This window comes from Wolbachia endosymbiont (group B) of Pilophorus perplexus (assembly GCF_964028155.1).
Classification (GTDB): domain Bacteria; phylum Pseudomonadota; class Alphaproteobacteria; order Rickettsiales; family Anaplasmataceae; genus Wolbachia.
In genome coordinates this window covers 558,945-584,103 of sequence record NZ_OZ034754.1, presented here as the reverse complement: position 1 = coordinate 584,103, position 25,159 = coordinate 558,945, and the positions used below count along the sequence as shown (strand labels likewise).

Below are 25,159 nucleotides of genomic sequence, written 5' to 3'. Positions count from 1 at the left end.
GGCGTTCAATGAAACAGACAAACCTCTATGCAAGGCTAGATGTGACGTTTTCTTTCCAGTGCCTGAACCTCGTTCACAAATTAGTGAGAAATTAATAGATATTGCAAACAATCTCCGTTTTGAGAGTGCACAATTATCGTCTATGGCAGATGAAATAGACGCTTACAATTCAATGTCTATTTAATCAAAAAAATGTAAGTCTATTTTTGTACTCTATGACCCTAAATTTTCATCAAAATAAGCTGTCTTATCCTTTTTTTCTTTATACTCTTCTGCTGTATCTAGGGGTTGCTTTTTAGCTGTAATGTTTGGCCATTTTTGCGAATATTCTACGTTTATATTGTAAAATGATTTAAAGATTTTTTGTTCATTATTCAGTAAGCCTTCATCTAGCTCTAGAATATCTTTTATGGAATCATCAGTTACAATTGCATCTACTGGACATTCAGGTATACACACTCCACAATCAATACACTCATCTGGGTTAATCACGAGCATATTTTTACCTTCATAAAAGCAGTCAACGGGACATACTTCCACACAGTCTGTATATTTACATTTTATGCATTTATCTGTAACAAAATGCGTCATAAAACACTGTATATTTACATTATCTTGGGTACACTAAATTGATAAGAAATTCAAGCCTTTTATGAAGATAAATAAATTAAATAACGAAGAATTAGAAATATGGCTAAGCTTGGCTAGAACTGTGGGACCAGTAAAGTTCTTTAGTATACTTAGAGCATGTGGGTCGCTATATGAAGTGCTTAAATATCTTAATAAGTTGACTAACAAGGATTATGGAATTCAAAATGCACGAGAAGAAATTAAGAATGCAGAAAAAATTGGAGCTAAAATAACACCAGCATGTGATCCAGATTACCCTGACATTTTAAGGAATATCTCTGGTTTTCCTCCTGTAATAACTACACTTGGTGATGTATCATTATTAAGTCGTGAGATAATTGCAATAATCGGTGGACGTAATTCTTCAATGAATGGAAGAAATTTTGCCAATAAGTTGGCACTCGATTTAAGCCAAGCTGGTTTCATCATAATTTCTGGGCTTGCAAGAGGGATTGATACTGCAGCAAACAGTGTAATATACAAAAATTACCCCACTATTGCTGTTACAGCAAGCGGAATTGACGTAGTATACCCAAGAGAAAATTTTGATCTATACAAAAAAATTACTGAAAATGGCGGATTAGTAATGACTGAGCTTCCATTTGCTACTAAACCAAAACCTCAGTATTTTCCTCAAAGGAATCGAATTATATCTGGTCTATCGCTGGGTGTTGTAGTGATTGAAGCATCGAAACGTTCTGGCTCTCTAATAACAGCAGATTTTGCTTTAAATCAAGGGAGAGAGGTATTTGCAGTTTCTGGTTTCCCTCTAGATTCACGCTGTAGTGGTAGTAATTATTTAATTAAAAACGGTGCTAAGCTTATCGAATCCGCTGATGACATAATAGAGAGTATTAGGTTTAGTTTACCTCCGCAGCAAAAAAACCTATTTAATGTTGAGCACTATGCTGTTAACCAAAAACAAGAAAAATTGCAACAGGCAAAATATGTTATAGTTGATCATATTAACTCTGTACCTGTTGATATAGATGAACTTATATTAGCAAGCGGACTTTCTGCCAACATAGCTCTAATGGCTCTTTTAGAACTAGAGTTGGAAAACAAAATAGAGCGTTCTCCGGGGAATAAAATATCATTAATTTTCTAGATTGCTTTAGTTATAAGTCCACAACCGTACAAACATTATGGTTTGAGTCCACCAAGAAAGATGTCATTCCAGCGTGTGACGCTGGCTTTCCGTAATCTCACTAAAAACGTTGTATTTTTACATAACTTTTATACTTACTAACTTAATATATAATCAGAATTCCTAGATTCCAGACTCATGCATCAATAGACCTGCTGCAAAAGGTAATGATAAAATGATGGGAGAGAGGTAGAAGAGGAATAAGCAGATAGAGTAAGGTAAAAAAATGAGCTTTAGTTACTACAATATAAAGAAACACCCAAGAAATTTTCGTAATATAACAGGCTTAACTGTAGAAGAATTTGAAAAGTTGATAGAAAAAGTGGGGAACGTTCAAAAAAGTGTGTCAAGCCGAAAAGAAAAGTAATAAATTGATATAAAAAATGAAGGTTTGAAATGAGTCAAGCAAATAGAACTACCGGATTAGTAGACTATAAAGAACTAGAATCAAATATTTTATCATCTATAGCTAACCCAAGAAAGGTTTAGCTATATGGCAAAATTGGTTATAATGGTATAATAAGTAATGAGAAAGAAGAAGATGCCAAGTCCATATAGTGAGGATCTGAAAGAACGTGTTTTCAAAGTAGTCGATAAAAAAACAATGACGATAAAAAAATCAGTCAAATATTCAAAGTGAGCATAAAAACAATATATTTGTGGAGGAAAAGGAAAGAAGAAACAGAAACCATCTTCAGGCTATCACAAAGGATATGGCCATAAGATTAAAGATATGGATAGATTTATCAAATTTCTGGATGGATATTAGAATTGAAAAGATAATTGAAGAATTTGGTAATATGTGTAGAAGCACAGTATATAACTACCTTAGCAAAGTAAACTATACATATAAAAAAACTTTTCTTTATCGAGAAAGAGAAACGCAAAGAGTTCATAAAAAAAGTAGAAGAAAGAAAACTTGATATACATAGATGAGTCTGGAATAGAGGACAATGAATTTTATGAATATGGGTAGTCTCAAAGAGTCAAGAGGTTATTTGCCCAGGGTTTAAAAGAAAGAGGGTAAGCATGATTGGAGCACTGAATGAAGGAAAAGTTAAAGCACCATGGATAATTGATGGCTACTGCAACAGCGAGATTTTTGATGCTTATGTAGATAAATGTACTTGTTCCTGTATTTAAACCTGGACAGACTATTGTTCTCGACAATGCGAGCTTTTATAAATCTGCAAGGACGAAAAATTTGATAGAAAAAGGGAATGTTCAAAAAAGTGTGTCAAACCGAATTTTTAGTTCAACTCAATTTTTAATCTACTAGGGAAAAAAATATAGAGTTGAGATATAGATAATGCCCAATCATGTACAGGCATCGTCCATTTTTCCTCCACCTTTCTTATAGCACAATATACCAGCTTGTACAAGGCATTTATGCTGGTGAATGCGCCCTTGTTCTTGGTAAATTTCCTAATTTGCCTGTGTAGCCCCTCGATGGGATTAGTGGTATAAATTAGCCTTCTAACAGGACCTGAATACTTGAAGTAACCGGATAAACTTTCCCAATTGTTCTGCCAAGATTTCACAACTAATGGATACTTTTCGCTCCATTTTTCCTCTAGCTCAAGCAAATAATTTTCTGCAATTTCTTTACTTGTAGCACGGTATATTTTTTTCAAATCATTCATGAAAACTTTTGCTCGATACGTATTTCAGAGAGTTCCTTATTTGATGCACTAGGTAATGTTCAAAAAAGTGTGTCAAATCGAAAAAAAGTAATAAATTGATATAAAAAAATGGAGGTTTGAAAATGAGTCAGAAAATAGTAAACAGAACTAACGGATTGGTAGATTATAAAGAGTTGGAAACAAATATCCTGTCGTCTATACGAGAAGGAAGACCGTTGACAGGAAAGGAGGGAGCATTAACGCCATTTATAAAAAGGCTGCTTGAAGCTAGTCTAGAGGGTGAAATAGAACATCATTTATCTGCTGGAAGTGAAGAAAACAATCGTAGAAACGGGAGGAATGGCAAGACTTTGAAGACAAGCGCAGGTTCATTTGAACTATTGACACCAAAAGACAGAGAAGGAAGTTTTGAACCACAAATAGTGAAAAAAAGGCAAACAAGCTTACATCCGGAACTTGAAGCAAAGGTTTTAAGCACATACGCTAGTGGCATGGGGTATAGGGCTTACTATTACCCACAAATATAAAGTTCAGTAGCAAGTCTCCATCCTTCTGCTAAATCAAAAAGACGTCTCCACCCTTTCCAAAGAGTAATGGGACCTGGTTCTGGATCATTTTTCCTGGCTAAATGACCTCCAAGTTGGGCGATCCATGAAACAGCTTCTTTTATAGTAGGGGTTATATTTGGGTATGACTTTACTTTATGTATTTTGACGTATAAAACTTTCCATTCTTCTTCAGCTAATAATGTAGTACATGGTAGTGTTGAATCAGTTCTTGCAATTGTTGTAATAAAGAAAATTCTCCAAGCAATAATACTCATGACTGTTAGATATCGCATTAATCTTTCTGCTGTTACCAGTCTACATTCTTCAACTTTAAGGCCAGATTTTAAAATTTTATGTAAGACTTCTATTTTCCACCTAAGACAATACCAATTAACTTTTTCAATAGCTTCATCAAAAGTATTAACTGAAAGATTCGTTAAAAGCATCCACTCTAGTGGTGTTGATTCAGGAGGAGGATTTTTCTCAATAACTTGAACTACATAGAGCGGTAGGTCAGGTAGCTCTTCTTTATGTCTTAATCTTATATTGCCTCTATCTGGGTTCATAGTAAATTTTCCAAATCTATAGCATTTCTCATAATAGTCCGAACAGGTCATAGGAAGGCAGAATCAACAGCACGACGAAAGGATTCGAATAGAGGAATGTTTTTCCTGGCTCTGTTTTTTATAGCAAACCAATAATGCTCAATTTTGTTGAAATCTGGAGAATATGGAGGAAGATATAAAATTTCTGCACCAACTCCTTTAGCAAATCTTATTAGACTTATGAAAAGTAGCATTATCAAGGATAACAGTTTGTCCAGGTTCCAAAATCGGTGTCAGAAACTGCTCAAACCATTTATTAAAGATATCCATATTGCAGTGGCCTTTAAAGGTTAACGGAGCAATTATTTTTCTTCCACTTAAGGCTGCAACCATGCTAATTCGTTGAGTTTTCTTTCCAGATTTTAGGGCATAAAACCGCTGTCCTTTCTGGCAATACCCATAGGTTCAGTGTTATCAATGCCAGACTCATCTATATACACTAATTCTTTAGGTTCTTTTGTTGCTATAACCTTTGAAAATTGAGCTCGCTTTTCTTCATTTCTTTCTTTATATCCGTAGGTCTTTTTTTTCTTGTGAATCCTATATTTTTAAGTGCTCGATGAATTGTTTGTCTACTAATATTGCCCCAGCATCTCTGACTGAGTTTTGCCACCTTGCTCATTTGCAAATTCGGCAAATGCATTCCAGTCGGTAATTTTATGCCACGCTTCCAAGCTTTTTTGATTGAAAATCTCCCGTTTTCTCACGTCTTTTCTTCCACTCATATAAAGTTGTTTTTCCAATCTTAAATCTCTTGGCAACAGTTTCTCCACTCTCTCCTTCATCCAATGCTTCCATTACCTTTTTCCTTAAGTCATAACTATATGCTGCTGGCATGCTTACCATCACTACTATAAATCCATATCTTACCTTTTTTGGACTATTATGAGAAGTGCTATAACTTACAAGATTATGAAAATAAAACACCATTACATTATGCTGAAAGACTTAAAACAATAGAGGTTTTACTAACGCGAGAAGATATAGATCCTTTGATTAGAGATGATAAAGGCAAAACACCATTTTGTTATGCAAGAGAAAGGAATAAACAAGATATAGTGGAAATTTTAATGAGTAGTAAATATGGAGAAGATAAAAACAGTTTACTTCATTTAGCTGCAAAAAAAGGATATGAGGAGTTCCTAGAAGAGATTTTAGAAGAGGGAGTTGAAGTAGATATTTTAAACAATAAAGGAGAATCAGCGATATATCTTGCAGCAATAAATAGACATTTTAATATAGTAAAATTACTGCTAAAGAAAAGAGCAGATGCTACAGATGTTTTTCAGTACGCAATAACAACAAATAACGTAAAACTGATAAAGTTATTAAGCAAAGAAAATATAGTTTTATTGTCCCAAATTTGGGAGAAAAACCCTGGACTTGAAGTCCATCCTTTTAAGAATATAATTTTAAGGTGAAAAATCTGAAAGAATGTGGAATATTATAGAAAAAGCAGTCACTCTGTATATATATCACATAGTGTGGATAACAAAATATCGATATCCAGTACTAGTTGGAGATATTGGAAAGAAAGCTAAAGAAGTTGTACAAGAAGTATGTGCAAATAATCAAGTAGAAATTATCAGAGGTAGAGTTGCGTCAAGTCATGTACACGTATACGTTTCTGTACCCCCATACTTAAGTATTAGTAAGTTAGTGCAGTTAATAAAAGGAAAAAGTTCCAGAAAAATCCAGCAAAACTTTCCAGAGCTAAAAAAGAGATACTGGGTTGTGGGCAGTAGGCTACTTTGTCAGGACTAGCGGAAATGTAACTGACGAAATGATAAAAAATTATATTGAAAATCACTCTAAAAAAGAAGATAAATTTGGTGACTTTCAAGTCGAAAGTTAGCATTCTATGCTCTCTCTCAATCTTTGGATTTTAATCCATAGTGGTTGAATTGATATTCTAAAATACCAAAAGCAAAGTCCTTTCATACTTAGAAGTCCTTTTATTGAAAAAATGATAAGTATGAAAGATAAAAGAAATCTATTAGATGAAGTGTTAACGGAGTTCAACAACTTGATTAGCTCAGGTGAGTTGTATGAAAGCAATCATATAGGTTTTTATAAAAATCTTATACAATTATCTGTTGGGTATGCCTATCTTGGAAAAAAAGGGGCATCACAAGAACTTAAAAACATGCAAGAGTTACAGGAGAGAAGAATAGGGTTAAATCATCTTGGTACTACACAAAAAATGTCTACTGAAAGTGAAAGAAAAAAATGTTTAGAAAAGGAAATAGAGAAAAAATCATTTCTTCCACAATCCAAAGTAATTGATTTTGCTGTTGGTAATACTTTATATGAAGATAGTGTAAATCTATATTGTAGAAACAGTATAAGCTTTTTACACTATGTTGTCACTGCTAGCTCAGATATTATTGAATACCTTACAGATAAATGGGCTAATATGAATCTAAAATTCAGTAGTCTCTTAAATATTATTCCTAGCCTTTTAGAGCGAGGAGCTTGCATAAATCTACAAGATAAGCGTGGTAGGGGGGTTCTGCACTATGCTGTTATTGCTGGTCACCTAAATATTGTTAAATACTTTGTAGAAAAAGGAGCTAATGTAAATCTACAGGATAGAAATGGTGTTAGTCCTCTACAATACGCTGTTATCGCTGGTCGCTTAGATATTATTGAATACCTTTTAGAGCAAGGGGCTACTATGAATCTAGAATACAAAGATCTTTTGCGTTATTGTATTGCTATTCATGACCAAAATGTTAAAGCGCAATCAATTATGTCCTCAGGCCCTTGTTCTTCAGACTTAAAAGTGCAATCACATAGAAAACAACAGAAGACAACTATACATTTAGGTAAGTCTAAGAAAAGAAGATTAGAAAATACAAGTGCAATATCTAAGGAAAATACGCCGAATATACAACTGCTTCAAGATAACGTATCAGACACATCAATGCAATTTGAAGATCTTGATCATAGAATGCAAGGTGACATTTGTAATAAGTTAGAGGAAAAAGTTAATAGTCAATTGGAAAATAGTGACTCACAGCAGTTAGTTGACAATAGGTACTGGTGCATGCAATAAAATGAAGGAGCATAAGTGATAAGGTATCCGTACCTTCATTTAACAGAATGGCGCTAGACCATACGATTCCAAAGAAAACACTTCTCACAGCCCTTGATTTTGGCTGCTGAAAGTAGATATATCGTTTAAATTCTTAACAAAAAGATATACTAAATTAGTAATAATTTATTTAGGAATAGTAAAGAAAAGTCAAGCAAACTTTTAGAGATAATTTATGCCACAACTAGAAGAAACGAAATCAACAGAACTTTTGGATGCTGTTAGAACACTAAATATGAAGGAAATTGTGAGATTGATAGAAGCTGGAGCAGATATTAATGCAAAAGATAAGAATGAACGAACTCCTTTGCATACTGCTGCTGAATATTCCTCTACAAAGGCAGTAAAAGTTCTAATAGAAGCTGGAGCAGATATTAATGCAAAAGATAAGAATGAACGAACTCCTTTGCATATAGCTGCTGTAAAGGGTTATACAGAGATAGTAAAAGTTCTAATAGACTTAGGAGCAGATATTAATGCAAAAGATAAGAATAAAAAAACTCCTTTGCATCGGGCTACTGAAATAGGCTTTACAGATATTTGTGAGGTTATACTAAATCACATAGCAAGACTAGAAGTTGCTGGCTTATATGTAAGTGAGGAAAATTTACAAAAGAAAAATGAATTTATAACCACTTCAACCGAGAGGTATAACAATTATTTACAGCATCTTAAAAATTGTGAAGAAGAAGTTAAAAAGATTAAAGAAAGAAATAAGTCACTATATGACTTTTTGAGGGAAAATGACGTTAATAAAATGGCTGGCATATGGGAGCAAAATGAAAACGTACGTAATGAATTTGATAATGAAGAGAATTTAAAAAAGCTATATCCAGAATATGCACATATTTTAATTAATAAGGCTGATGAAGTAAAAAAAGAAATTTTCCTGCACAATAATAAACCATTGGTGGATTTTCTATCAACACATTATAGATATGATTTTCAAAAGGCGAAATTCTTTGGCATGGAGAGATTTTTTGAGGTGCACAAAAATGACTTTAAAGAAGAAAGAGTAGGAGTCCGAAATAATACACTATTTTACTTTGTAGACTTTAATGTTGAAAAGAGGTACGCTCCTAAACTAAAATTACAGGCGTTTGTAGAGACAATTGGAAACGAGGGTGTAAACAGCAATCTTCATCACCCAAACACTGAACAAACTCAAGGAGCTAGTCAGTCTCTTAATTAAAGAGGGATACATGGAAACCTGCTGCAAAAACAAAAAGAGGTGTTTCTCACTTGTATAAAGTATTTTTAAACGTGATTTTTTAATATCATAATTACTATGAAAACTGGGGCTTTCCTTTTGCAGCAGTTCTTGAGTTCCAGCAACAGACCAATCCATCCCAAAACGAACTCTTCTCTCACTAGCCGGTTTTAGTTGTTGGGAATGGTTGTTTTATTTAAATTTTTAGTAATATATACTATTAAGTCAGTATTAATTCGTTAAGAACTTTCATTAAAGATTATCAAAAAAACTTCTAAATAGGGATTGACAAGTTTTAGAGATGGAGTATTTTATGAAAAGTATATTGAGCTATTAATTTTTTATGTACAATAAATATGATAGTGAAAATATTTTTCTTTATATTATGAGGTAGCTGTTTTATTCAGAAAAAGATTTTTTTCTTACTTTGAAATTGAGTTGTTTTTATGGAGGGTTAAATGATTAATGAATTATTTGCTACTGTACGTAGTGGAGATGGTGCGACCTGAAAGTCTTCGGTCATATTGTTTAAAAGGAGAGGAATTCATTCAGAAAGAAACTGAAAGGATTCTAAAACTTATTAAACCAGATGTTTTGCCGTCTGAGTCTACGCATCAGTGCGAATCGGGCAACCGGTTGGTGCCAAGCGATGCGGACAATGAACCTCCTCTTGAAAAAGAAGATGCTCAATCGTGAGAGGGGCATAAACTGCAAGCATCATGTGGTTGGAGGGCTAGGCTAGTGGTATGGTGAACGTAAGTGAAGCTTTATAAGTACCGATACGATGAAAGAGCTAAAGATGCTGATAAGCTCTGACCAAAAGGTAATGTGGATAAGTTACATTTTTCATTTCTAGATGTACGCAAATAATAACTCCACCGGTATAGAGAAGCCACCTAACCCACTGTTGTATGACTGGAGAAACAGGGTAAGCCTGTATTTTCGCCTACATGGCAAGCAAACCGCAAGGAATGCTGATGGAAGTGCAGGTAAAGGAGAATGGAGAAAGCGAATGCCATTTTGTAACGAAATGGATAGAATTTGTAACATTAATTCGCGTGAAAACGAGCAGACTTCCATTTGGTCCCTCGTGACAAGAAACTTTGTTAACCACTTAAGGTAGGAAAGCAGATGATTACAAGTAAACCTGTAAGTGCATCTACCGAAAGCTTTGAAGCATGGAAGCAATTGCCATGGAAGAAATGCCAGAAAGTTATTGTGAGGCTACAAAGACGTATTGTTAAGGCTGTCCAAGAAGGAAGATGGGGTAAGGTAAAAGCTTTACAACATCTTCTCACACGCTCTTTTAGCGGAAAAGCTTTGGCTGTTAAGAGAGTAACTGAAAACCAAGGAAAAACCACAGCAGGTGTAGATCGTCAACTATGGTCAACTTGCAATGCTAAATTTCAAGGAATAAAGCTGTTAAAACAAAGAGGATATAAACCTTCTCCGCTCAAACGAATTTATATCAGTAAATCTAATGGCAAAAGAAGGCCTCTCGGTATACCCACGATAAAAGATAGAGCGATGCAAGCATTATATCTGTTTGCTCTGGAACCGATAGCTGAAACGATCAGTGATCGTCACTCCTATGGCTTTAGACCTAAAAGATCCTGCGCGGATGCTATTGCTGCTTGTCACTTATTACTGGCAAGACGCAATCGACCACAATGGATACTAGAAGGTGATATCAAAGGGTGCTTTGACAACATTAACCATGAATGGCTTATGAAGCATATTCCTATGGAAAAGAAAATTCTTCATAGATGGTTAAAAGCTGGTTTCCTAGAATCGAAAACTCTGTATCCCACAACTGCTGGCACTCCGCAAGGAAGTATAATTTCTCCAATACTAGCTAACTTTACCTTAGATGGTCTTGAACAGTTATTAGAAAGTCGCTTTGGTAAATTAGGTAGCAAAAGAAGAGGAAAAATCAGAAGTGGAGTGAATGTAATCAGGTACGCAGACGACTTTATTATTTCAGGTTTCACACATGAAGTACTGGAAAAGGAAGTTAAGCCTTTAGTATCATCTTTTCTTCATGAGCGAGGTTTAATTCTGTCAGAAGAGAAGACAAAGATTACATCTATTACAACAGGGTTTGACTTTCTTGGTTGTAATGTACGTAGATATAATAAGAAGTTAATTATTAAACCTTCGAAAGAAAGTATTAAAAGACTTCTTAATAAAGCACGTACATTGATAAAAGCAAATATAGCGAACACTCAGGCTATAGTAATTAAGTCACTCAACTCTCTACTGAGAGGATGGGGAAATTACTATCACCATGTGTGTGCTAAAAAAGCGTTTAGAAAGATCGACAATGAAATTTGGCATAGTTTATGGAAATGGGCAAAGAAAAGACATCCTCGTAAAGGATTACGTTGGATAAAGAATCGTTACTTCAAAGTAATGGGTCAACGCCAATGGGTTTTTGCTGCACCCATATGCAAGAACAAACCAAAAGAGATACGGTATTTAAGACTGCTTAAGCTGATTGATATACCTATCAGACGACATGTTAAAATCAGAGCGGATGCAAATCCCCTTGACTTAAAATGGAAAAAGTATTTTGATGAGAGAGTGAAACGAACAAGAATGTTAGCAAGCTCCTTTTCAAGAGAAGGTTCTCTACTGTTGGTGTCACCATTAAGAATGATGTTTCCTGAGGAATCATGAAGGACAAGCCGGTTCTAGAAAAGAAGAACTTAGATAAGGGGCTCAAGCGTAGTGTGGGGAAACCTGCATGCTGCGTTTCTAAGGGAGGGGGTAGTAGTAATACTGCTTCCTTACCTGACCCAATCAAGTTGCGGATCTTATCAATAAAGGGGCTGATGTTAATGCCAGGGGCAATAATGGCAATACCCCTCTGCACTTAGCTGCTCTTGCAGATGAATTACAGGTAGCAGAAAAGCTTATAGAGGGAGGGGCTGATGTTAATGCTAAGAACAATCACGATGCTACTCCTCTGCACTGGGCTGCTCTTAACCAGCGCTGCAGTATAGTAGAAAAGCTTATAGAGAAAGGGGCTAATGTTAATGAGCAGAATAAATACAATAATACCCCTCTGCACTATGCTGCAGGTTATGGTAGCTTAAGTGTAATAGAAAAGCTTATAGAGGAAGGGGCTGATGTTAATGCTAAGAACAATAATGGCAGTACTCCTTTGCACTTGGCTACTAAAAATGATCACTTAGATGTATTAGAAAAGCTCATAGAGAAAGGAGCTAATATTAATGAAAGAAACAAATATGGTAATACCCCTTTACACTGGGCTGCAAGTTATGGTAGGTTAGATGTAGTAAAAGAGCTTATAAACAAAGGAGCTGATATTGATGCTAAGAACAATAATGGCAATACTCCTTTGCATTGGGCTGTTAAAAGCAGTCATTTAGAAGTAGCTAAATTTCTTATAAGTAAACATGCTGACGTTAACGCTAAAAATAAAGATAGTTGGACATCTTTGCACTTTGCAGCTGCTTATGGCAATTTAAATATAGCTAAGTTCATTCTTGATGAAGAGAATGATGTTGATGCTAGAGGAGCTTTAACCGTAGCAAATACGCTTAGTAAAGAAAACAGCTCAGAAATACTAAACCTTCTAGAGGAAAGAATAAGGAAAAATGAAGAAACTACACAACATTTTATAAGACATAGGCGTCATCGATACTCACAAGAGGAAGGCAGTTCTCTATCAATAGGTGTCCATAATCGCCGTAGTATTGTAAAAGAAGATGAAAATTCATTGCAAAATGATAAAATAGGAGTTACAAGCGGAGCAAGCAAGCCATCAACTATGTTTTTTAAAATTTTTTGAATTTAGTCTCATTTGTTGATAATTTTGTATTTTTATTCAATTGAAAAATGTATTTTGGCAACAAAAACCCTAGTTTATACAGAAAGAAATTTATATCAAACAGCAAGCACTGCTTAGATTTTATGGTTAACGAATATGTGCTTTAAATGTGTGTAGACGCACATATTCGTTAACCTATTTTCTATACAGATTTTTTTTATTTCATATTAATTGCTTCTTTAAGTCTTGCATTGGCAATTACTATGATTTTTCGCATTAGAGCTGTTATAGCTACCATCTTCTTTTTACCTCTACCAATAAGATCAGAATAAAAAGCACCAAGTGCAGATTTAGATCTTGCAGCAGCCATAGCAGCTGTGAAAAGCTTTGCACGAACATTGCTTCTACCACCTGTTATCCTTCGATAACCAATAGTTTTACCGCTTTCTTTTGGATGTGGAGCAACTCCAGCAAGACTTGCAACTTCTTTTTTGTTTAGGTGGCCAAGTTCTGGCATTAGACACACAAAAACTTGTGATAACTTGAGACCTATTCCTGGCACTGTTCTCAAGATTTTTTGACGCTTTTGTAACTCTGGATTTTTATCAATAATTCTTTGTATGGCATCGTTGAACTCATTTATCTGACTGGTAAAAAAGTCTATTGTTTTTTGGCAACTTTCCTTTATATAGTCGTTTTCAGGTGCTGCAAGCCTACATTTCTCTTGAGTTCTCATTTGCGTAATGTCATCACGACGTTGACAGAGTGCAACTAAGGCGGTTTGTTCTTTTGACATACGCACAAATAGAGATAGAGCACTATAGCGTTCAAAACCATATTGAGCAAGGGCTCTTGCATCTGATTGATCTGTCTTTGCTAAAGTTCCATGTGATATGATAAAACTTTTTACTTTACGAGTATTAGCTCGATGTACAGCAACATTCTTATCAACAAGAAAATGTGCTAAGCCAAGCTCATATTTTCCAGTGTTTTCTAAAGTTACTAGAGAATTAGGTAGGATATCTGAAAATTTTTGAAACAACTGTTGCCAACCAGTAGCATCATTGTCAAACTTGATAGCGCTCCTTTGGTTATAAGCTGCAGCAACATTTTTAAATTTTCCGATATCAATGCCAATGAAATTTTGATAAGATGTAATCATAATAAATAACCTCGATAGTTTAATTAATTTAAGATTGTAAACGGGTGCATACATATGTCCCATGCAACTATTCAAACGTATCGAGAGATGGGGCTAGTTTACCTTGATGGCTACGGTTGTAATACCAACTTTCATTCGGTCGCACACGCCCGTGATAGCCCTATTCCTATAGTGAGTAGGGTTATCTTTCCCTCTTATCTCTTTTATATCACATTTTTAACTTACAATCTTTCACATTAACACTTGCTTTTGCTGTTTCTATCAGGTACTTTACTACCTCTAAATAGCCACTTCCAGCAGCCCACATTAGAGCAGTTCTTCCATAGTGATCTGTTGAATTAATATCTTCTTTCTGTTTTTCTATCAGGTATCTTACTGTTTCTAATTGACCATTTTTGGCAGCTGAAAATAATCCTGCATGATTGTTAATCATTTGTGCAAATGATAATGTTTTTAGTGTAGGGGGTTGTAACTCTTGAGTATTAAAGTTTAATTGTGCTGGAACAATTTCTACCTCAAGTTCCACATACTCTCTTATGAAACGATCAAGTAAGCTTTTTACCTGATCAATTGTTTTAATTCCTACCTCATAATACCGCGATAAAGAATTGATTATTTCCCTGTTGTTAAGAAAAAATATCACTGATTCTATTTTATTTGTTAAACCTTCAGCATGGATTGGATATTCTATAGTCAATATATCTTGTAGAATATTTTGTATTGTCTCACTTTCTGTCCAAATTCTTACCTGTTCATCAATGCTCTTACTTACAAGAAAATTATATAATTCACTATCTTCTTCCTTCATTTTATTGAGCTCATCCTTACAGTCATACCAATAAGATGATAATTCTGGTATCTGAGTAGGATGAGGCAAGCGAGGCATTGACATATTAAGATTAGCTATTAAGTGACATCTAGTTAGAAGCTTTGCTGCCTCCGTATGGCCATTTATAATAGCAAATGTTAGAGCAGGGAATTGACCTTTACGTTTCACATTTAAATTAGCTCCATTTGCTATTAGAAGTTGTATGACCTCAAGATGACCATTGGCAGCAGCATGAATTAGAGCAGTTATGTTTCCCGAATATTCTGCATTAACATTTGCTCCCTCTTCTATCAAGTATTGTAATATCTCTAGTTGACCATTGTCAGCAGCCCATATTAAAGCAGTTCTCCCATAATCATCATCTATTGTATTAATAATTGCTCCACCCTGTATAGCTTGCTGAACAAAATCTAGCTGTCCTTTTTTAGCAGCATTAATTAGCTGATCATTTAGCTGTTTTTGTGATGGCATATACTCTCCTAAAATAAATATACTATTTAAAGCTATTTTAGCCATTATTCAAGTTTTAATGGCTAAAATTGATTGAATCACTTTTTAGTGTTTTTTTATGGTTATTTGAGTCTAGCAAAGATGAGTCTATATCACAATCTAGTAATTCCCCTACTGCACTTAGTAAACCAGCTGTACAACCAGCTATTTTGATCTGGATGAGAGGGGATATAATTTATAACCACTCCCCTATCCTTTCTAGTTGTTTGTAGCTGTTAAATCTCAGGAATTTATCAAAATAAGGAGAGGCAATGAAGGGAGTAGTATCTCTTAAATAATTAGATAAGAAATTTGGTAGAGTATTCTGAAACTCATGCATTTTTTGTCTATAATCTTTCAAAGCAATAACCTTTATTTTATCATAATCAAGTTTCCAATAAGCAAGCTCCGAGACTTCTTTTTTTGTTGTGTATTCCACGGCTAAAGCTTGTAAAATTAATTGCGGGAAAAATCCTGACATAACTTCCTCATTGGAAGGGGGTGAACCAAGTTTATAGTCTATAATTGCTACTTGCCCACTTGGTAGATACTCAACTCGATCGCATCTTGCTGTCAGTGAAATTTCTTCTATCACTCGAGTAGCTTGACACTGATCATGAAATACTGGATAGGAAAACTCCTTTTCTAACTCGACATGATTGTTTCCAGTCCTATCAAACTCAACAAAAGATTGAATTATCCTCTGCAACCTTACCCACCACATATTTGAAAAGTGGAATCGATTAGACGAGAATATTTCTCGTGCAATACTCATCAGCGACTTTTCGTTGCGTAAATATCTTGCAAGAATATTGTGTACCATAGTGCCAAACTCCAATATCGATGGCTTAAAATTTAAGTCTTTCAACTGTCTAAGGTTCAGTATGTATTCAACATAAAATGAATAAGGGTTACGAATCAGTTTTTCTACCGCACTGCAAGACATCACTTGCATTTTTTCTTCTCTGACTTTGGCTTGAGGTTTTGGCATAGGCTGAGTACATGAAACAATGCACTCAGGTGTATTTAATATTCTTAGCCAATTGCGATAAGGATATTTTGGTTCTTGTAACAGAACTTCCAAACGGCGCAATAGAATTGATTTTCTATCACTCACTAGCCTCGTAATATAAACCTTGCCGGCACCAAATAAATTGCGCAAAGTATACAAAAAGTACCCTTGCTCTTCTTGCACAGAAGGAAGGTTAAATTTTTCTCTATTCAGTGCACTCAAAAACGGATTCTGAAAATTTGGTATATCATTAAATCCAGCAAGTATTACAACTTTATTTTGATATAAGCTAAATTTATCAAAGTTATTTTCTGGAGAAAAAAACTTCCTTTTTAAAAATAATATCAGGATTTGGCTATATAACTCTAAGGAGCATTTTATTGCTACATCTTCACATGCATTTAAGAAATCACGAGTAAAATTACCTATTTCACCATTTAGCTCTAAAAAATTGATATTAGAAAGGACATTAACACACTGCAAATGAGCTGATGCCACATCAAAAATGGGATAATTTACAAGATACAGTAAAGGATTAAATATAATCTTTAACTTACTGATAATAATTAATATATCTTCTTTATGTCTTAGCTTTTTACAAGTATTAATAGCGTTAATAATATCCTTAAGACCATTTGTATTAAAGCTACGCAATACTTCTATCTCAAACTCAGATAAAATACGAGTGTACTCTTCTTGAGCGTAACCAAAAGTCACTAGCCTATGTTTAAGAAGAGAAAGCAATGCCACACCGTTCCATTTTGAGTTCAAAATCTCAATACTATAAAGCAGAAGCGTCACATAAGAATAGTTTTCCGATATGGTACACGCCATACGATCTGCAAGTAATTTATCAAAGACAAACAAAGAAGCGTTTTCATAACCTTCATTCTTTATAATTAGTGACGTCACTTGTGCTTCTTCCTCCCTTGAATCACAAGTGATGACTTCAATATTTTCAATTGATCCGCCACCAACTTCACTTAGATCAGCAGTTGTATCGAAGATATAATCAAGATATTCCTCAGGACTTCCTGTTATCCCAGCCCTTTCTTCTGTCATCCCAGTGCTTGACACTGGGATGACACCAGAACACGCTTCTGACAGAAAACTAACATCCCTTCTATCCACTTTTAAATAATCGAGTAAATCTTTCAGGCAATGTTGATAGTGTTTTTTATCAAGTGATTTCCAATCTTTTTCGTTCATTTTCAAATTCAGGTTAGGTAGAATTATCTTTCCAAATGGCAGGTCATATATAGCCTTAATCAATAACTTGTAGATTTCACCCTTTCCAATTCCAATAAAGATCATATGCTGATCTTTCTGCAGGAAGTTTATCATATTGTTTATGTAGTCATTCTTATGCTTTAGTATATCTATTACTCCCAAACCTTTTAAAGTTTTACTCCAAGTTTTGATAAGTAAATTTATGAAATTCCCTACTTTTTTTGAGTGCTCATCAAGTTGATAATCACCCTCTATTTGGGTATATTGAAGCAATGACGGCAAACTGTAAACCAGATCGATTGGAAAATTATCATTGTTTTTTTTATTCCACTCCAATATAAATTGAATGAGTAGCAGTGTTCTTTTTGTTGGGTTGATAACTTTAACTCTATCAAGATTTAATATTAAATCTTCTTCATCAATGTTTTCTAGTGAAACTATCTCTGGCAAAATTATAGTTCTGTAATTCTTGAATGCACTCAGCAATGCTATAACATCCCTCTTGCAGGGAAGTATGATCTTTATCTCGGGAATTTTTTCTCTTTCATATTCAGAAAATATGTGCTGAACCAGCACATCAAAAAGGGACTCATTCACATTAACAGTAAAAACTCTTCCCACTAACAGTAACAATTAATACAACACTTTTATTGTATAGAAATTATTTAAAATATAAATGTGCTCGCAGTTTCTTATGCTATGATATATTAAAGTCTTTCACAATATTACATGGCAAACATCAGAATAGAAGTTTTTAATAAATGTGAACAAGTTAGCCGCAGAAGGGTAGTTAATGTTTACTTGATTTACATAAGCAAAGAATTACCATCAAAATTACATGAAGAAATTTGTGGGCTATTTTATAATAAAGCCATACAAGACTGCCGTTATTATTCCTACAATGAAAACCTTGAAGAAGTTCAATATAACTTCATAGAATCACAAGCAAAGTGGGGCTTGGAGATAAGCTTTTTACCTGGCATGACCGATAACGTAGGAAACACGGCAAAACAAATTGTTAGAGAATATCTAATGAGCAAACGCCACATTGATGAAAGTGTTTCTATCAAGGCAAGAAGTTCAAAATTGATTCTAAGTCAAGGAGGTTTTCCAACCGAAGATGACATAAAACAGGAATTCAATCCTATTACTGAATATTGCACACTTTTCCATAAAGAAAACGGCAATTGCCATTGGAAGTATTACAGTAAACAAAATACCCCAGTTGGTGTCATTACAGCGCGTGACCAGGAAAAAAAAGAATGGATTCCAGTGTCAAGCACTGGGATGACACCAGGTAATAATGGAGCAAAATCTGTCAAACTCAATGTAAGTGACCAAGAGCTTGAAAAAATCAGCAGAGATGGAATCGATGGTAATGGCACTTTAGGGCTCTCGCTGGCAGCAATGAAAGCTATAAAGGATTACTTTAAAAAACTCGGTAGAAATCCATATGATATTGAACTTGAGTCTCTGGCACAGACTTGGTCTGAACATTGTAAACACAATATTTTTTGCTCCCCTATTGATGAAATAAAAGATGGTCTATATGCTCATTATATTAAGCGTGCAACGCGTGAGATAAATTCTAACATATGCGTGTCAGTTTTCTCCGACAACGCAGGAGGAATAATTTTTGATGACGATTACTTGATTGTAGATAAAGTTGAAACTCACAATAGTCCTTCAGCTCTCGATCCGTTCGGTGGAGCAATGACTGGAGTGCTTGGAGTTAATCGAGATATAGTCGGTTTTGGCAAAGGTGCAGAACCTATCATGAATACTTATTACTTTTGCTTTGCCAAAGAATCAAAAGGCAAACTTTATAGAGATAAAGAGCGTACTGATGAGATCTTACCACCAAAATATATAATGAAAGAAGTGATTCACGGTGTTAATGTTGCTGGTAATTGCTCCGGTATTCCAACGCAACTTGGATCGGTATACTTTGACGATAGATTCTGTGGAAAGCCATTAGTTTTTGTTGGAAGCATCGGAATTATTCCACGGAATATAAATAATGCACCTTCACACATAAAAGAACCCAAAAACGGTGATAAAATCGTAATTATTGGTGGAAGAGTTGGAAGGGACGGAATTCACGGTGCAACTTTTTCTTCAGAGGCATTGTCGGGAAACAGCCCTTCAACAATTGTGCAAATTGGTGATCCTATAACACAAAAAAAATTATCCAACGCCGTCGTAAAAGCAAGAGATCTTGGTCTTTATAATGCAATAACGGATAATGGAGCAGGCGGTCTATCATCGTCCATTGGTGAAATGGGAAAAGACGGATTTGAAGTTGATTTGAGCAAGGTTCTCCTTAAAAACGATGGTATGGCTCCGTGGGAAATATGGATATCAGAATCACAAGAGAGAATGACCTTAGCAGTGCCAGAAGAAAATCTTCCTGCGTTTAAGCAAATCATGAAAACACATGATGTGGAGGTCTGTGTAATTGGAGAATTCAACAAAAGTGGCAAAGCCGTTGTTAAATGTCCCCCAGGAGAAGTAATAATGGACATCGAAACTGAATTTCTGCATGACGGTAATCCCAAAGTGCATTTACAGACGAAACCGTGGTCTAAGGAGTCTGCTGTATCCTTTCCTGTCATCCCAGTGCTTGACACTGGGATCCAGCAGGTAAAGCCTGCAAACATTTTACGCCAAAACCCATACGATGGTAGAGCTGAGCGTGAAATGGATTCCAGTCTCAGCTACTTGCATGACACCTTTGAACTAAAAGAAATGCTAAGCAGACCAAACATACGCAGCAAAGAGTTTATAGTGGTGCAATATGACCATGAGGTTCAAGGATCGTCAATACTGAAACCACTGCAAGGCAAGGGAAGAGTGTGCAGCGAAGCTGTTGTCTCGAGGCCAGTCCTTTCTTCAAACAAAGGTGTTGTAAAATCGCAGGGATTTGGCTCAAGTTATGGAGAAATTGACACTTATCACATGGCAGCATGTGCGATTGACACTGCCATACGCAACTACGTAGCTGCAGGAGGAAATATAAATCATCTAGCGTTGCTCGATAATTTTTGCTGGTGTGATGCTTATAATCCAGAAAGATTGTGGCAACTAAAGAGAGCTGCAGAGGCTTGTTACGACTTTGCAACTGCATTTAAAACACCATTCATATCCGGAAAAGACAGTATGTTCAATGACTTCAAGGGATATGATGAAAATGGCGAGAAAGTGATGATATCTGCACCACCTTCACTACTCATTTCAGCAATTGGAATTATAGACAATATTGAAAATGCGGTATCGCTTGATGTGAAAATGCCAGGGGACTTGATATATGTGCTTGGTACAACCCACGATGAGCTTGGTAGATCTGAATATCAGTTATATAGTGGAATAGATAATAACAACGTGCCAAAAGTTAATGCAAAGAGCGCTAGGAAGTTGTATGAACGTTACAACCAGGCAATAAAAGATGGCATAATTGTCTCTGCAATTGCACCAAACTTAGGCGGCTTAATTATTGCTTTGGCAAAATCGCTAATTGCAGGAGACCTTGGTGCTGAAATTGATCTTTCACTAGTACCAATAGGAAAAACACAAAATACAGACATAATAAACAAGATAATAATGTTTTCTGAATCGCAAAGTAGAATATTAGTAACCATTGCCCCGCAAAATCAGCGGAAGTTTGAAGAATTGTTTAAAGGTATAGTTTTTTCATGTATTGGAAAAGTGACAGAGGAGAAAGCTCTCAATATAAAGGATATTATAAGAATAGATTTGAAAGACTTAGGTACTAGTTTAAATAACTTTTGATTACGCTAGACAAATTTTTCATTATGTGTAATGTCTGATTAAAATAAATGCATATTATTAAATTTGGGTAGGTGATTATGTCCATTTTATCAATACTCTTGCTTATCAGTCTTTCTTTACTTAACACTTCAAATAAATTAATGATATGTGCTGCCTTATTTGTGGGAGCTACTTTAGTTGTAAACTCAATGGTTGAGTTTTATGGTAGAAGCAAAGCTACTTACAGCTTAATAGTGTGTACAGTGATATGCTGTCTTTTTAAATTGCAAAATTTTAGTTTTATGATACTGGTTCTATATACTCCAATTTTAATCTCTCTTCTCTCAAGCATAGTTGTTTTTGAAGAATTAAAGTCGAAATTGAATTTTCATATGGCAAATTTCATCACTTTAATTATAGCATCGGTCATTGATAGTACGATTATTTGTGTTGGACTACTATACAAAATTTCTGCAGGTAAATGCTTATCAATATATATTAAAGATTTAATTTTCAAGTTTTCCTATGCATCGATATTGAGTATCTGCTTGTTTGTAGGAATGTATTTATTCTCCTTGGCAAGCAAGAAGTATTTTAAGGTTTCTGCATAACCCGTCTTCTGATATAGCCAAAATAGTTTAGATTTAACTATAACCGTCATTCCGCTATTTGTTAGCAGCTTGGCAGTATAATGTGAAAAGCTCTTATTCGGATAGCGGTTCTAAAATCAAAGTAATTGGAAACTGTTAACTTAAGTTATCCTTTAAGAGAGCTAGTACAATTTTTTACAGGTTTCATACATGATAAGAGTTTTATTTTTAGCTAAACCAATTGAAATAAGCTATAAAATCTGTTAAAGTCAGCTTTGTGCAAGCACCCTTAGCTCAGTTGGATTAGAGCATTTGACTACGGATCAAAAGGTCGGGCGTTCAAGTCGCTCAGGGTGCACCATATTTTATAGGAAATAGAGGTCATACTTGAAATTCATATATGTAATACCTATCTTTAAAGGTAAAATACTGAGCTATTATATATGAACAAAAAAGACTACTATGATCTGCTAGAAGTGAGCAGAAATGCTAGTACTGACGAGATAAAAAAAGCATATAAAAAACTAGCATTAAAATATCATCCTGACAGAAATCCTGGTAATAAGGAAGCAGAGGAAAAATTTAAAGAAGTAACAGCTGCATATGAAGTTCTATCTGACTCTGAAAAAAGAGCAGGTTATGATCGTTATGGTCACGATGGTGCTTCCGGTGGATTTGATTTCAGCCAAGCTGGAGGGGATTTTAGTGATATATTTAACGATTTTTTTGGTGGAGGATTCGGCGGCAGTACAAGTAGGTCAAGAACAAAAAGAAATACAACAGGAGTATCTGGAGCAGATCTGCGCTACGACCTTAAAATTACCTTGGAAGATGCATTTAAAGGAATACAAGCACCTATACATTATGTGACAAATATAAAATGTAATACATGCCAAGGCACAGGTAGCGAAGGAGCAATCAAACCAGTTCAGTGCAACACATGCCAGGGAAGCGGTAGAATTAGAACTCAACAGGGCTTTTTTACCATTGAAAGAACGTGTACTACATGCTATGGGGAAGGAGAAATAATACAAAATAAATGTAAGAAATGCGGTGGAAGTGGACGTAAAAGAGATGAAGTAAATATCTCCGTTTCAATTCCAAAAGGCATAGAAGAAGGAGCTAAGGTAAGGGTCAGTGGTAAAGGAGAAGCTGGAGCAAGAGGTGGAAAAAGCGGAGATTTATACGTATGTGTGAAAATAGCTACTCATCAGATCTTCACTCGCAATAGAGCAGATTTACACTGTAAAGTGCCTATAAGAATGACACTAGCAGTACTTGGTGGTGAAATCGATATTCAATCAATTGATGGAGCTAAAATAAAAGTAAAGGTCCCTGAAGGCACTCAAACTGGTACCAAACTACGTTGTAGGGAAAAGGGTATGCCATATATGAACTCACATGCTCGTGGTGATTTATACGTACAGGTAATAGTTGAGACTTTAAATCCAAAGAATTTAACCCAAAAGCAGATTGAGCTATTAAAAGCGCTTGAGGAAGAGGAACATGAAAGTGTAGAGCAGAAATCTGAAGGATTCTTTGGAAAAGTAAAAAAAAAGTGAGAAATTTGCTAAGTGATATAAAGAGGTAGCTGTCTACATTTAATTCTTTTTACCAATTTGAAAGCCTTCTCTTTTAGTGAAAAGATTTTTTAAGTTATGCAAAAGTGATAAATTCCTTTATTTAAGGTCGAAGTTTTGCTATTCTCACATTTTAATAATTTAAAATTAATGAACATAAACAAAAATGAGTTTTTATTTCTTCCTCTTGGAGGAGTAGGAAGAATTGGGATGAACGTTAGCCTATATCATTATCAAGGTAAGTGGATTATGATCGACCTTGGTATCGGTTTTGCAGATGAAACTATGCCAGGTGTTGAGCTGCTCATTGCTGATGTAGATTTTATTGCTCAAAGAAAAAAAGATTTGCTTGGAATAATAATTACACATGCACATGAAGACCACTGCGGTGCAGTGCCTCATCTGTGGGAAGAATTAGAATGTCCCATATATACAACAAAGTTTACGGTTAATTTTCTCAAAGAAAAATTGAAGGAATTTCGATTAGAAGGTATAGTACCTGTGAAAGAGGTTGACATAAATGGCAGTATAAATTTGGGTCCTTTTACCGTTGAGTTTATAAATGTAACTCACTCAATTCCTGAAGCAAATTCAATATTAATTAGCACTGAAGTAGGTAGTGCACTTCATACTGGAGACTGGAAATTTGATCCAAAACCTGTTGTTGGATTAATTTCTAATATAGAGCGTTTAAAAGAAATTGGCGATAAAGGTGATCTACTTGCAGCAATTTGCGATTCAACTAATATATTAAGCAAGCATCACCCTGAGTCAGAAAGTGCAATTTATAATAATATTTACAATATAATAAAGCGGTCTAAAAAATTGGTTGCTGTCTCGCTATTTGCCTCGAATGTGGCGCGAATTGAAACAATAAGCCAAGCTGCAAAAGCACTAAATAGAAAAGTGGTTTTACTTGGCAGATCTTTATGGAGAATAGTGAAAGTTGCTCAGGATAGTGGTTATTTAACTGATTCTCCTGAGTTTCTAGAAGCAAAGGAGGCAGTAAATTTTCCAAGGGAAAAGCTGGTGCTACTTTGCACAGGTTGTCAAGGTGAGCCACTGGCAGCTACCGCAAGACTTGCCGCTAAGAGTCATCAAGCATTTAAAATGCAGCAAGGTGATACCATGATCTTTTCATCAAAAATCATTCCTGGCAATGAAACTCGTGCACATAACATGCTCAATGCCTTTATTGAGATGGGAGTGGAAGTTATTACTGAAAAAACAGAGAATGTTCATGCTTCCGGTCATCCAGTAAAAGCAGAGCTAAGGGAAATGTATTCTTTGATAAAACCTAAGATGTCTATTCCGGTTCATGGTGAGTATATTCATACGGATGCACATGTAAAGTTTGCTAAAGAGTGCGGTGTGAAAAAAGCAATAATGATTGCACCAGGTGATATTGTTAATTTGGAAAATGGGGAAAAAGTTAGCTCCATTGATGTCAACTACTTTGGTATTGATGGTATGTTACTCCGTCATCCAGAATGCAGCGTTATAAAAATGCGTGAGAGAATGAGAGATGCCGGAGCTATCGTAGTGACAGCAGTTGTAAACAAGAAAAATAAACTGCTTGCTAAGCCAAAAGTATTTGCACCTGGTGTTTTCGAAGCGCAAAAAGATGCAGCCATTATGCAAAAGATCATAGAGAAGGTTGAGTCAGCATTTAGTCCACAACCGATAAAAAAAATAAGAAATAAGATTGAAAGTTCAATATTTAGTATCTTAAAGGAATATTTACTAAAAAGACCTATAATTGAAGTCCAAATAGAACAGGTATAGAAATATACCTCTTTTTATTAACCATTATTTGAGTAAGA

General features: G+C 35.1%; 15 protein-coding genes, 1 tRNA gene and 8 pseudogenes. 17 read left to right on the top strand and 7 right to left on the bottom strand.

Features of this window, described 5'->3' with window-relative positions; genetic code table 11:
- Positions 1 to 213: 213 nt before the first annotated feature.
- Positions 214 to 591 (bottom strand): ferredoxin family protein, encoded by a 378-nt coding sequence (locus ABWU28_RS03075; protein WP_254229739.1) that lies wholly within the window; start codon positions 589 to 591, stop codon positions 214 to 216.
- A gap of 61 nt (positions 592 to 652) precedes the next feature.
- Between ABWU28_RS03075 and dprA the strand changes: the two genes are divergently transcribed.
- The gene (gene dprA, locus ABWU28_RS03070) at positions 653 to 1,738 is read left to right on the top strand and encodes a DNA-processing protein DprA (protein WP_007302781.1); all 1,086 of its coding nucleotides are present in this window, start codon (positions 653 to 655) and stop codon (positions 1,736 to 1,738) included.
- Positions 1,739 to 2,436: 698 nt separating this feature from the next.
- Entirely contained in the window at positions 2,437 to 2,700 is a 264-nt protein-coding gene (locus ABWU28_RS03065) for a hypothetical protein (RefSeq protein ID WP_052264846.1), read from the top strand.
- Between the two features lie 327 nt (positions 2,701 to 3,027).
- Here ABWU28_RS03065 and ABWU28_RS03060 read toward each other — a convergent pair.
- Positions 3,028 to 3,472: pseudogene (locus ABWU28_RS03060) on the bottom strand (transposase); the annotation flags it as partial.
- Positions 3,473 to 3,542: 70 nt separating this feature from the next.
- Here ABWU28_RS03060 and ABWU28_RS03055 point away from each other — a divergent pair.
- A pseudogene (locus ABWU28_RS03055) lies at positions 3,543 to 3,923 on the top strand (transposase); the annotation flags it as partial.
- 8 nt (positions 3,924 to 3,931) lie between these two features.
- Here ABWU28_RS03055 and ABWU28_RS03050 read toward each other — a convergent pair.
- Positions 3,932 to 4,552 (bottom strand): annotated as a pseudogene (locus ABWU28_RS03050) (IS4 family transposase); the annotation flags it as partial.
- 29 nt (positions 4,553 to 4,581) lie between these two features.
- Positions 4,582 to 5,410 (bottom strand): annotated as a pseudogene (locus tag ABWU28_RS03045) (IS630 family transposase).
- A gap of 62 nt (positions 5,411 to 5,472) precedes the next feature.
- Between ABWU28_RS03045 and ABWU28_RS03040 the strand changes: the two are divergent.
- The 10 genes and pseudogenes from ABWU28_RS03040 to ABWU28_RS02990 all read left to right on the top strand — a co-directional run.
- Positions 5,473 to 5,928: pseudogene (locus ABWU28_RS03040) on the top strand (ankyrin repeat domain-containing protein); the annotation flags it as partial.
- An 81-nt stretch (positions 5,929 to 6,009) separates the two neighbouring features.
- Positions 6,010 to 6,428 (top strand): annotated as a pseudogene (gene tnpA, locus ABWU28_RS03035) (IS200/IS605 family transposase).
- Positions 6,429 to 6,548: 120 nt separating this feature from the next.
- Entirely contained in the window at positions 6,549 to 7,631 is a 1,083-nt protein-coding gene (locus tag ABWU28_RS03030; protein ID WP_264336142.1) for an ankyrin repeat domain-containing protein, read from the top strand.
- Between the two features lie 214 nt (positions 7,632 to 7,845).
- Positions 7,846 to 8,862 carry an ankyrin repeat domain-containing protein gene (locus ABWU28_RS03025; protein WP_213863678.1) on the top strand — a complete coding sequence of 339 codons (1,017 nt, stop codon included), beginning with the start codon at positions 7,846 to 7,848 and terminating at the stop codon, positions 8,860 to 8,862.
- Between the two features lie 483 nt (positions 8,863 to 9,345).
- A complete protein-coding gene (locus ABWU28_RS03020) occupies positions 9,346 to 9,576 on the top strand; it encodes a hypothetical protein (protein ID WP_264377333.1) in 231 nt (76 codons plus the stop codon).
- A 254-nt stretch (positions 9,577 to 9,830) separates the two neighbouring features.
- Positions 9,831 to 9,974, top strand: coding sequence for a hypothetical protein (locus ABWU28_RS03015; protein WP_019236827.1), 144 nt, complete (start codon positions 9,831 to 9,833; stop codon positions 9,972 to 9,974).
- A gap of 37 nt (positions 9,975 to 10,011) precedes the next feature.
- Positions 10,012 to 11,559: a group II intron reverse transcriptase/maturase gene (gene ltrA / locus ABWU28_RS03010; protein ID WP_019236826.1), complete on the top strand. Its 1,548-nt coding sequence runs from the start codon at positions 10,012 to 10,014 to the stop codon at positions 11,557 to 11,559.
- A 139-nt stretch (positions 11,560 to 11,698) separates the two neighbouring features.
- Positions 11,699 to 11,746, top strand: a pseudogene (locus tag ABWU28_RS03000) (hypothetical protein); the annotation flags it as partial.
- Positions 11,747 to 12,367: pseudogene (locus tag ABWU28_RS02995) on the top strand (ankyrin repeat domain-containing protein); the annotation flags it as partial.
- Positions 12,344 to 12,697, top strand: coding sequence for a hypothetical protein (locus ABWU28_RS02990; RefSeq protein WP_353275717.1), 354 nt, complete (start codon positions 12,344 to 12,346; stop codon positions 12,695 to 12,697). The pseudogene ABWU28_RS02995 and the gene ABWU28_RS02990, both read left to right, overlap by 24 nt.
- 196 nt (positions 12,698 to 12,893) lie before the next feature.
- Here the strand turns inward: ABWU28_RS02990 and ABWU28_RS02985 are convergent, their stop codons facing one another.
- The 3 genes from ABWU28_RS02985 to ABWU28_RS02975 form a co-directional block, all read right to left on the bottom strand.
- Positions 12,894 to 13,838 (bottom strand): IS110 family transposase, encoded by a 945-nt coding sequence (locus ABWU28_RS02985; protein WP_353274924.1) that lies wholly within the window; start codon positions 13,836 to 13,838, stop codon positions 12,894 to 12,896.
- A 208-nt stretch (positions 13,839 to 14,046) separates the two neighbouring features.
- Positions 14,047 to 15,138 (bottom strand): ankyrin repeat domain-containing protein, encoded by a 1,092-nt coding sequence (locus ABWU28_RS02980; RefSeq protein WP_353275604.1) that lies wholly within the window; start codon positions 15,136 to 15,138, stop codon positions 14,047 to 14,049.
- A gap of 214 nt (positions 15,139 to 15,352) precedes the next feature.
- Complete coding sequence (locus ABWU28_RS02975) at positions 15,353 to 18,019, bottom strand: PD-(D/E)XK nuclease family protein (protein WP_353275715.1); 2,667 nt, start codon at positions 18,017 to 18,019, stop codon at positions 15,353 to 15,355.
- Between the two features lie 108 nt (positions 18,020 to 18,127).
- Between ABWU28_RS02975 and ABWU28_RS02970 the strand changes: the two genes are divergently transcribed.
- From ABWU28_RS02970 to ABWU28_RS02955, 4 genes are all read left to right on the top strand, one after another.
- Positions 18,128 to 21,187 (top strand): phosphoribosylformylglycinamidine synthase subunit PurL, encoded by a 3,060-nt coding sequence (locus ABWU28_RS02970; protein WP_264376773.1) that lies wholly within the window; start codon positions 18,128 to 18,130, stop codon positions 21,185 to 21,187.
- Positions 21,188 to 22,039: 852 nt separating this feature from the next.
- A tRNA-Arg gene (locus ABWU28_RS02965) sits at positions 22,040 to 22,117 on the top strand.
- An 82-nt stretch (positions 22,118 to 22,199) separates the two neighbouring features.
- A complete protein-coding gene (gene dnaJ / locus ABWU28_RS02960) occupies positions 22,200 to 23,318 on the top strand; it encodes a molecular chaperone DnaJ (protein ID WP_214303429.1) in 1,119 nt (372 codons plus the stop codon).
- 168 nt (positions 23,319 to 23,486) lie between these two features.
- Positions 23,487 to 25,121: a ribonuclease J gene (locus tag ABWU28_RS02955; RefSeq protein ID WP_265025060.1), complete on the top strand. Its 1,635-nt coding sequence runs from the start codon at positions 23,487 to 23,489 to the stop codon at positions 25,119 to 25,121.
- Positions 25,122 to 25,159: the final 38 nt, after the last annotated feature.

What these genes read in the sequence shown, in the direction of transcription:
- ABWU28_RS03075 (WP_254229739.1), bottom strand. Translation starts at nt 591, where the DNA reads ATGACGCATTTTGTTACAGATAAATGCATAAAATGTAAATATACAGAC.
- dprA (WP_007302781.1), top strand. Translation starts at nt 653, where the DNA reads ATGAAGATAAATAAATTAAATAACGAAGAATTAGAAATATGGCTAAGC.
- ABWU28_RS03030 (WP_264336142.1), top strand. Translation starts at nt 6,549, where the DNA reads ATGAAAGATAAAAGAAATCTATTAGATGAAGTGTTAACGGAGTTCAAC.
- ABWU28_RS03025 (WP_213863678.1), top strand. Translation starts at nt 7,846, where the DNA reads ATGCCACAACTAGAAGAAACGAAATCAACAGAACTTTTGGATGCTGTT.
- ABWU28_RS03020 (WP_264377333.1), top strand. Translation starts at nt 9,346, where the DNA reads ATGAATTATTTGCTACTGTACGTAGTGGAGATGGTGCGACCTGAAAGT.
- ABWU28_RS03015 (WP_019236827.1), top strand. Translation starts at nt 9,831, where the DNA reads ATGGCAAGCAAACCGCAAGGAATGCTGATGGAAGTGCAGGTAAAGGAG.
- ltrA (WP_019236826.1), top strand. Translation starts at nt 10,012, where the DNA reads ATGATTACAAGTAAACCTGTAAGTGCATCTACCGAAAGCTTTGAAGCA.
- ABWU28_RS02985 (WP_353274924.1), bottom strand. Translation starts at nt 13,838, where the DNA reads ATGATTACATCTTATCAAAATTTCATTGGCATTGATATCGGAAAATTT.
- ABWU28_RS02980 (WP_353275604.1), bottom strand. Translation starts at nt 15,138, where the DNA reads ATGCCATCACAAAAACAGCTAAATGATCAGCTAATTAATGCTGCTAAA.
- ABWU28_RS02970 (WP_264376773.1), top strand. Translation starts at nt 18,128, where the DNA reads ATGGCAAACATCAGAATAGAAGTTTTTAATAAATGTGAACAAGTTAGC.
- dnaJ (WP_214303429.1), top strand. Translation starts at nt 22,200, where the DNA reads ATGAACAAAAAAGACTACTATGATCTGCTAGAAGTGAGCAGAAATGCT.
- ABWU28_RS02955 (WP_265025060.1), top strand. Translation starts at nt 23,487, where the DNA reads ATGAACATAAACAAAAATGAGTTTTTATTTCTTCCTCTTGGAGGAGTA.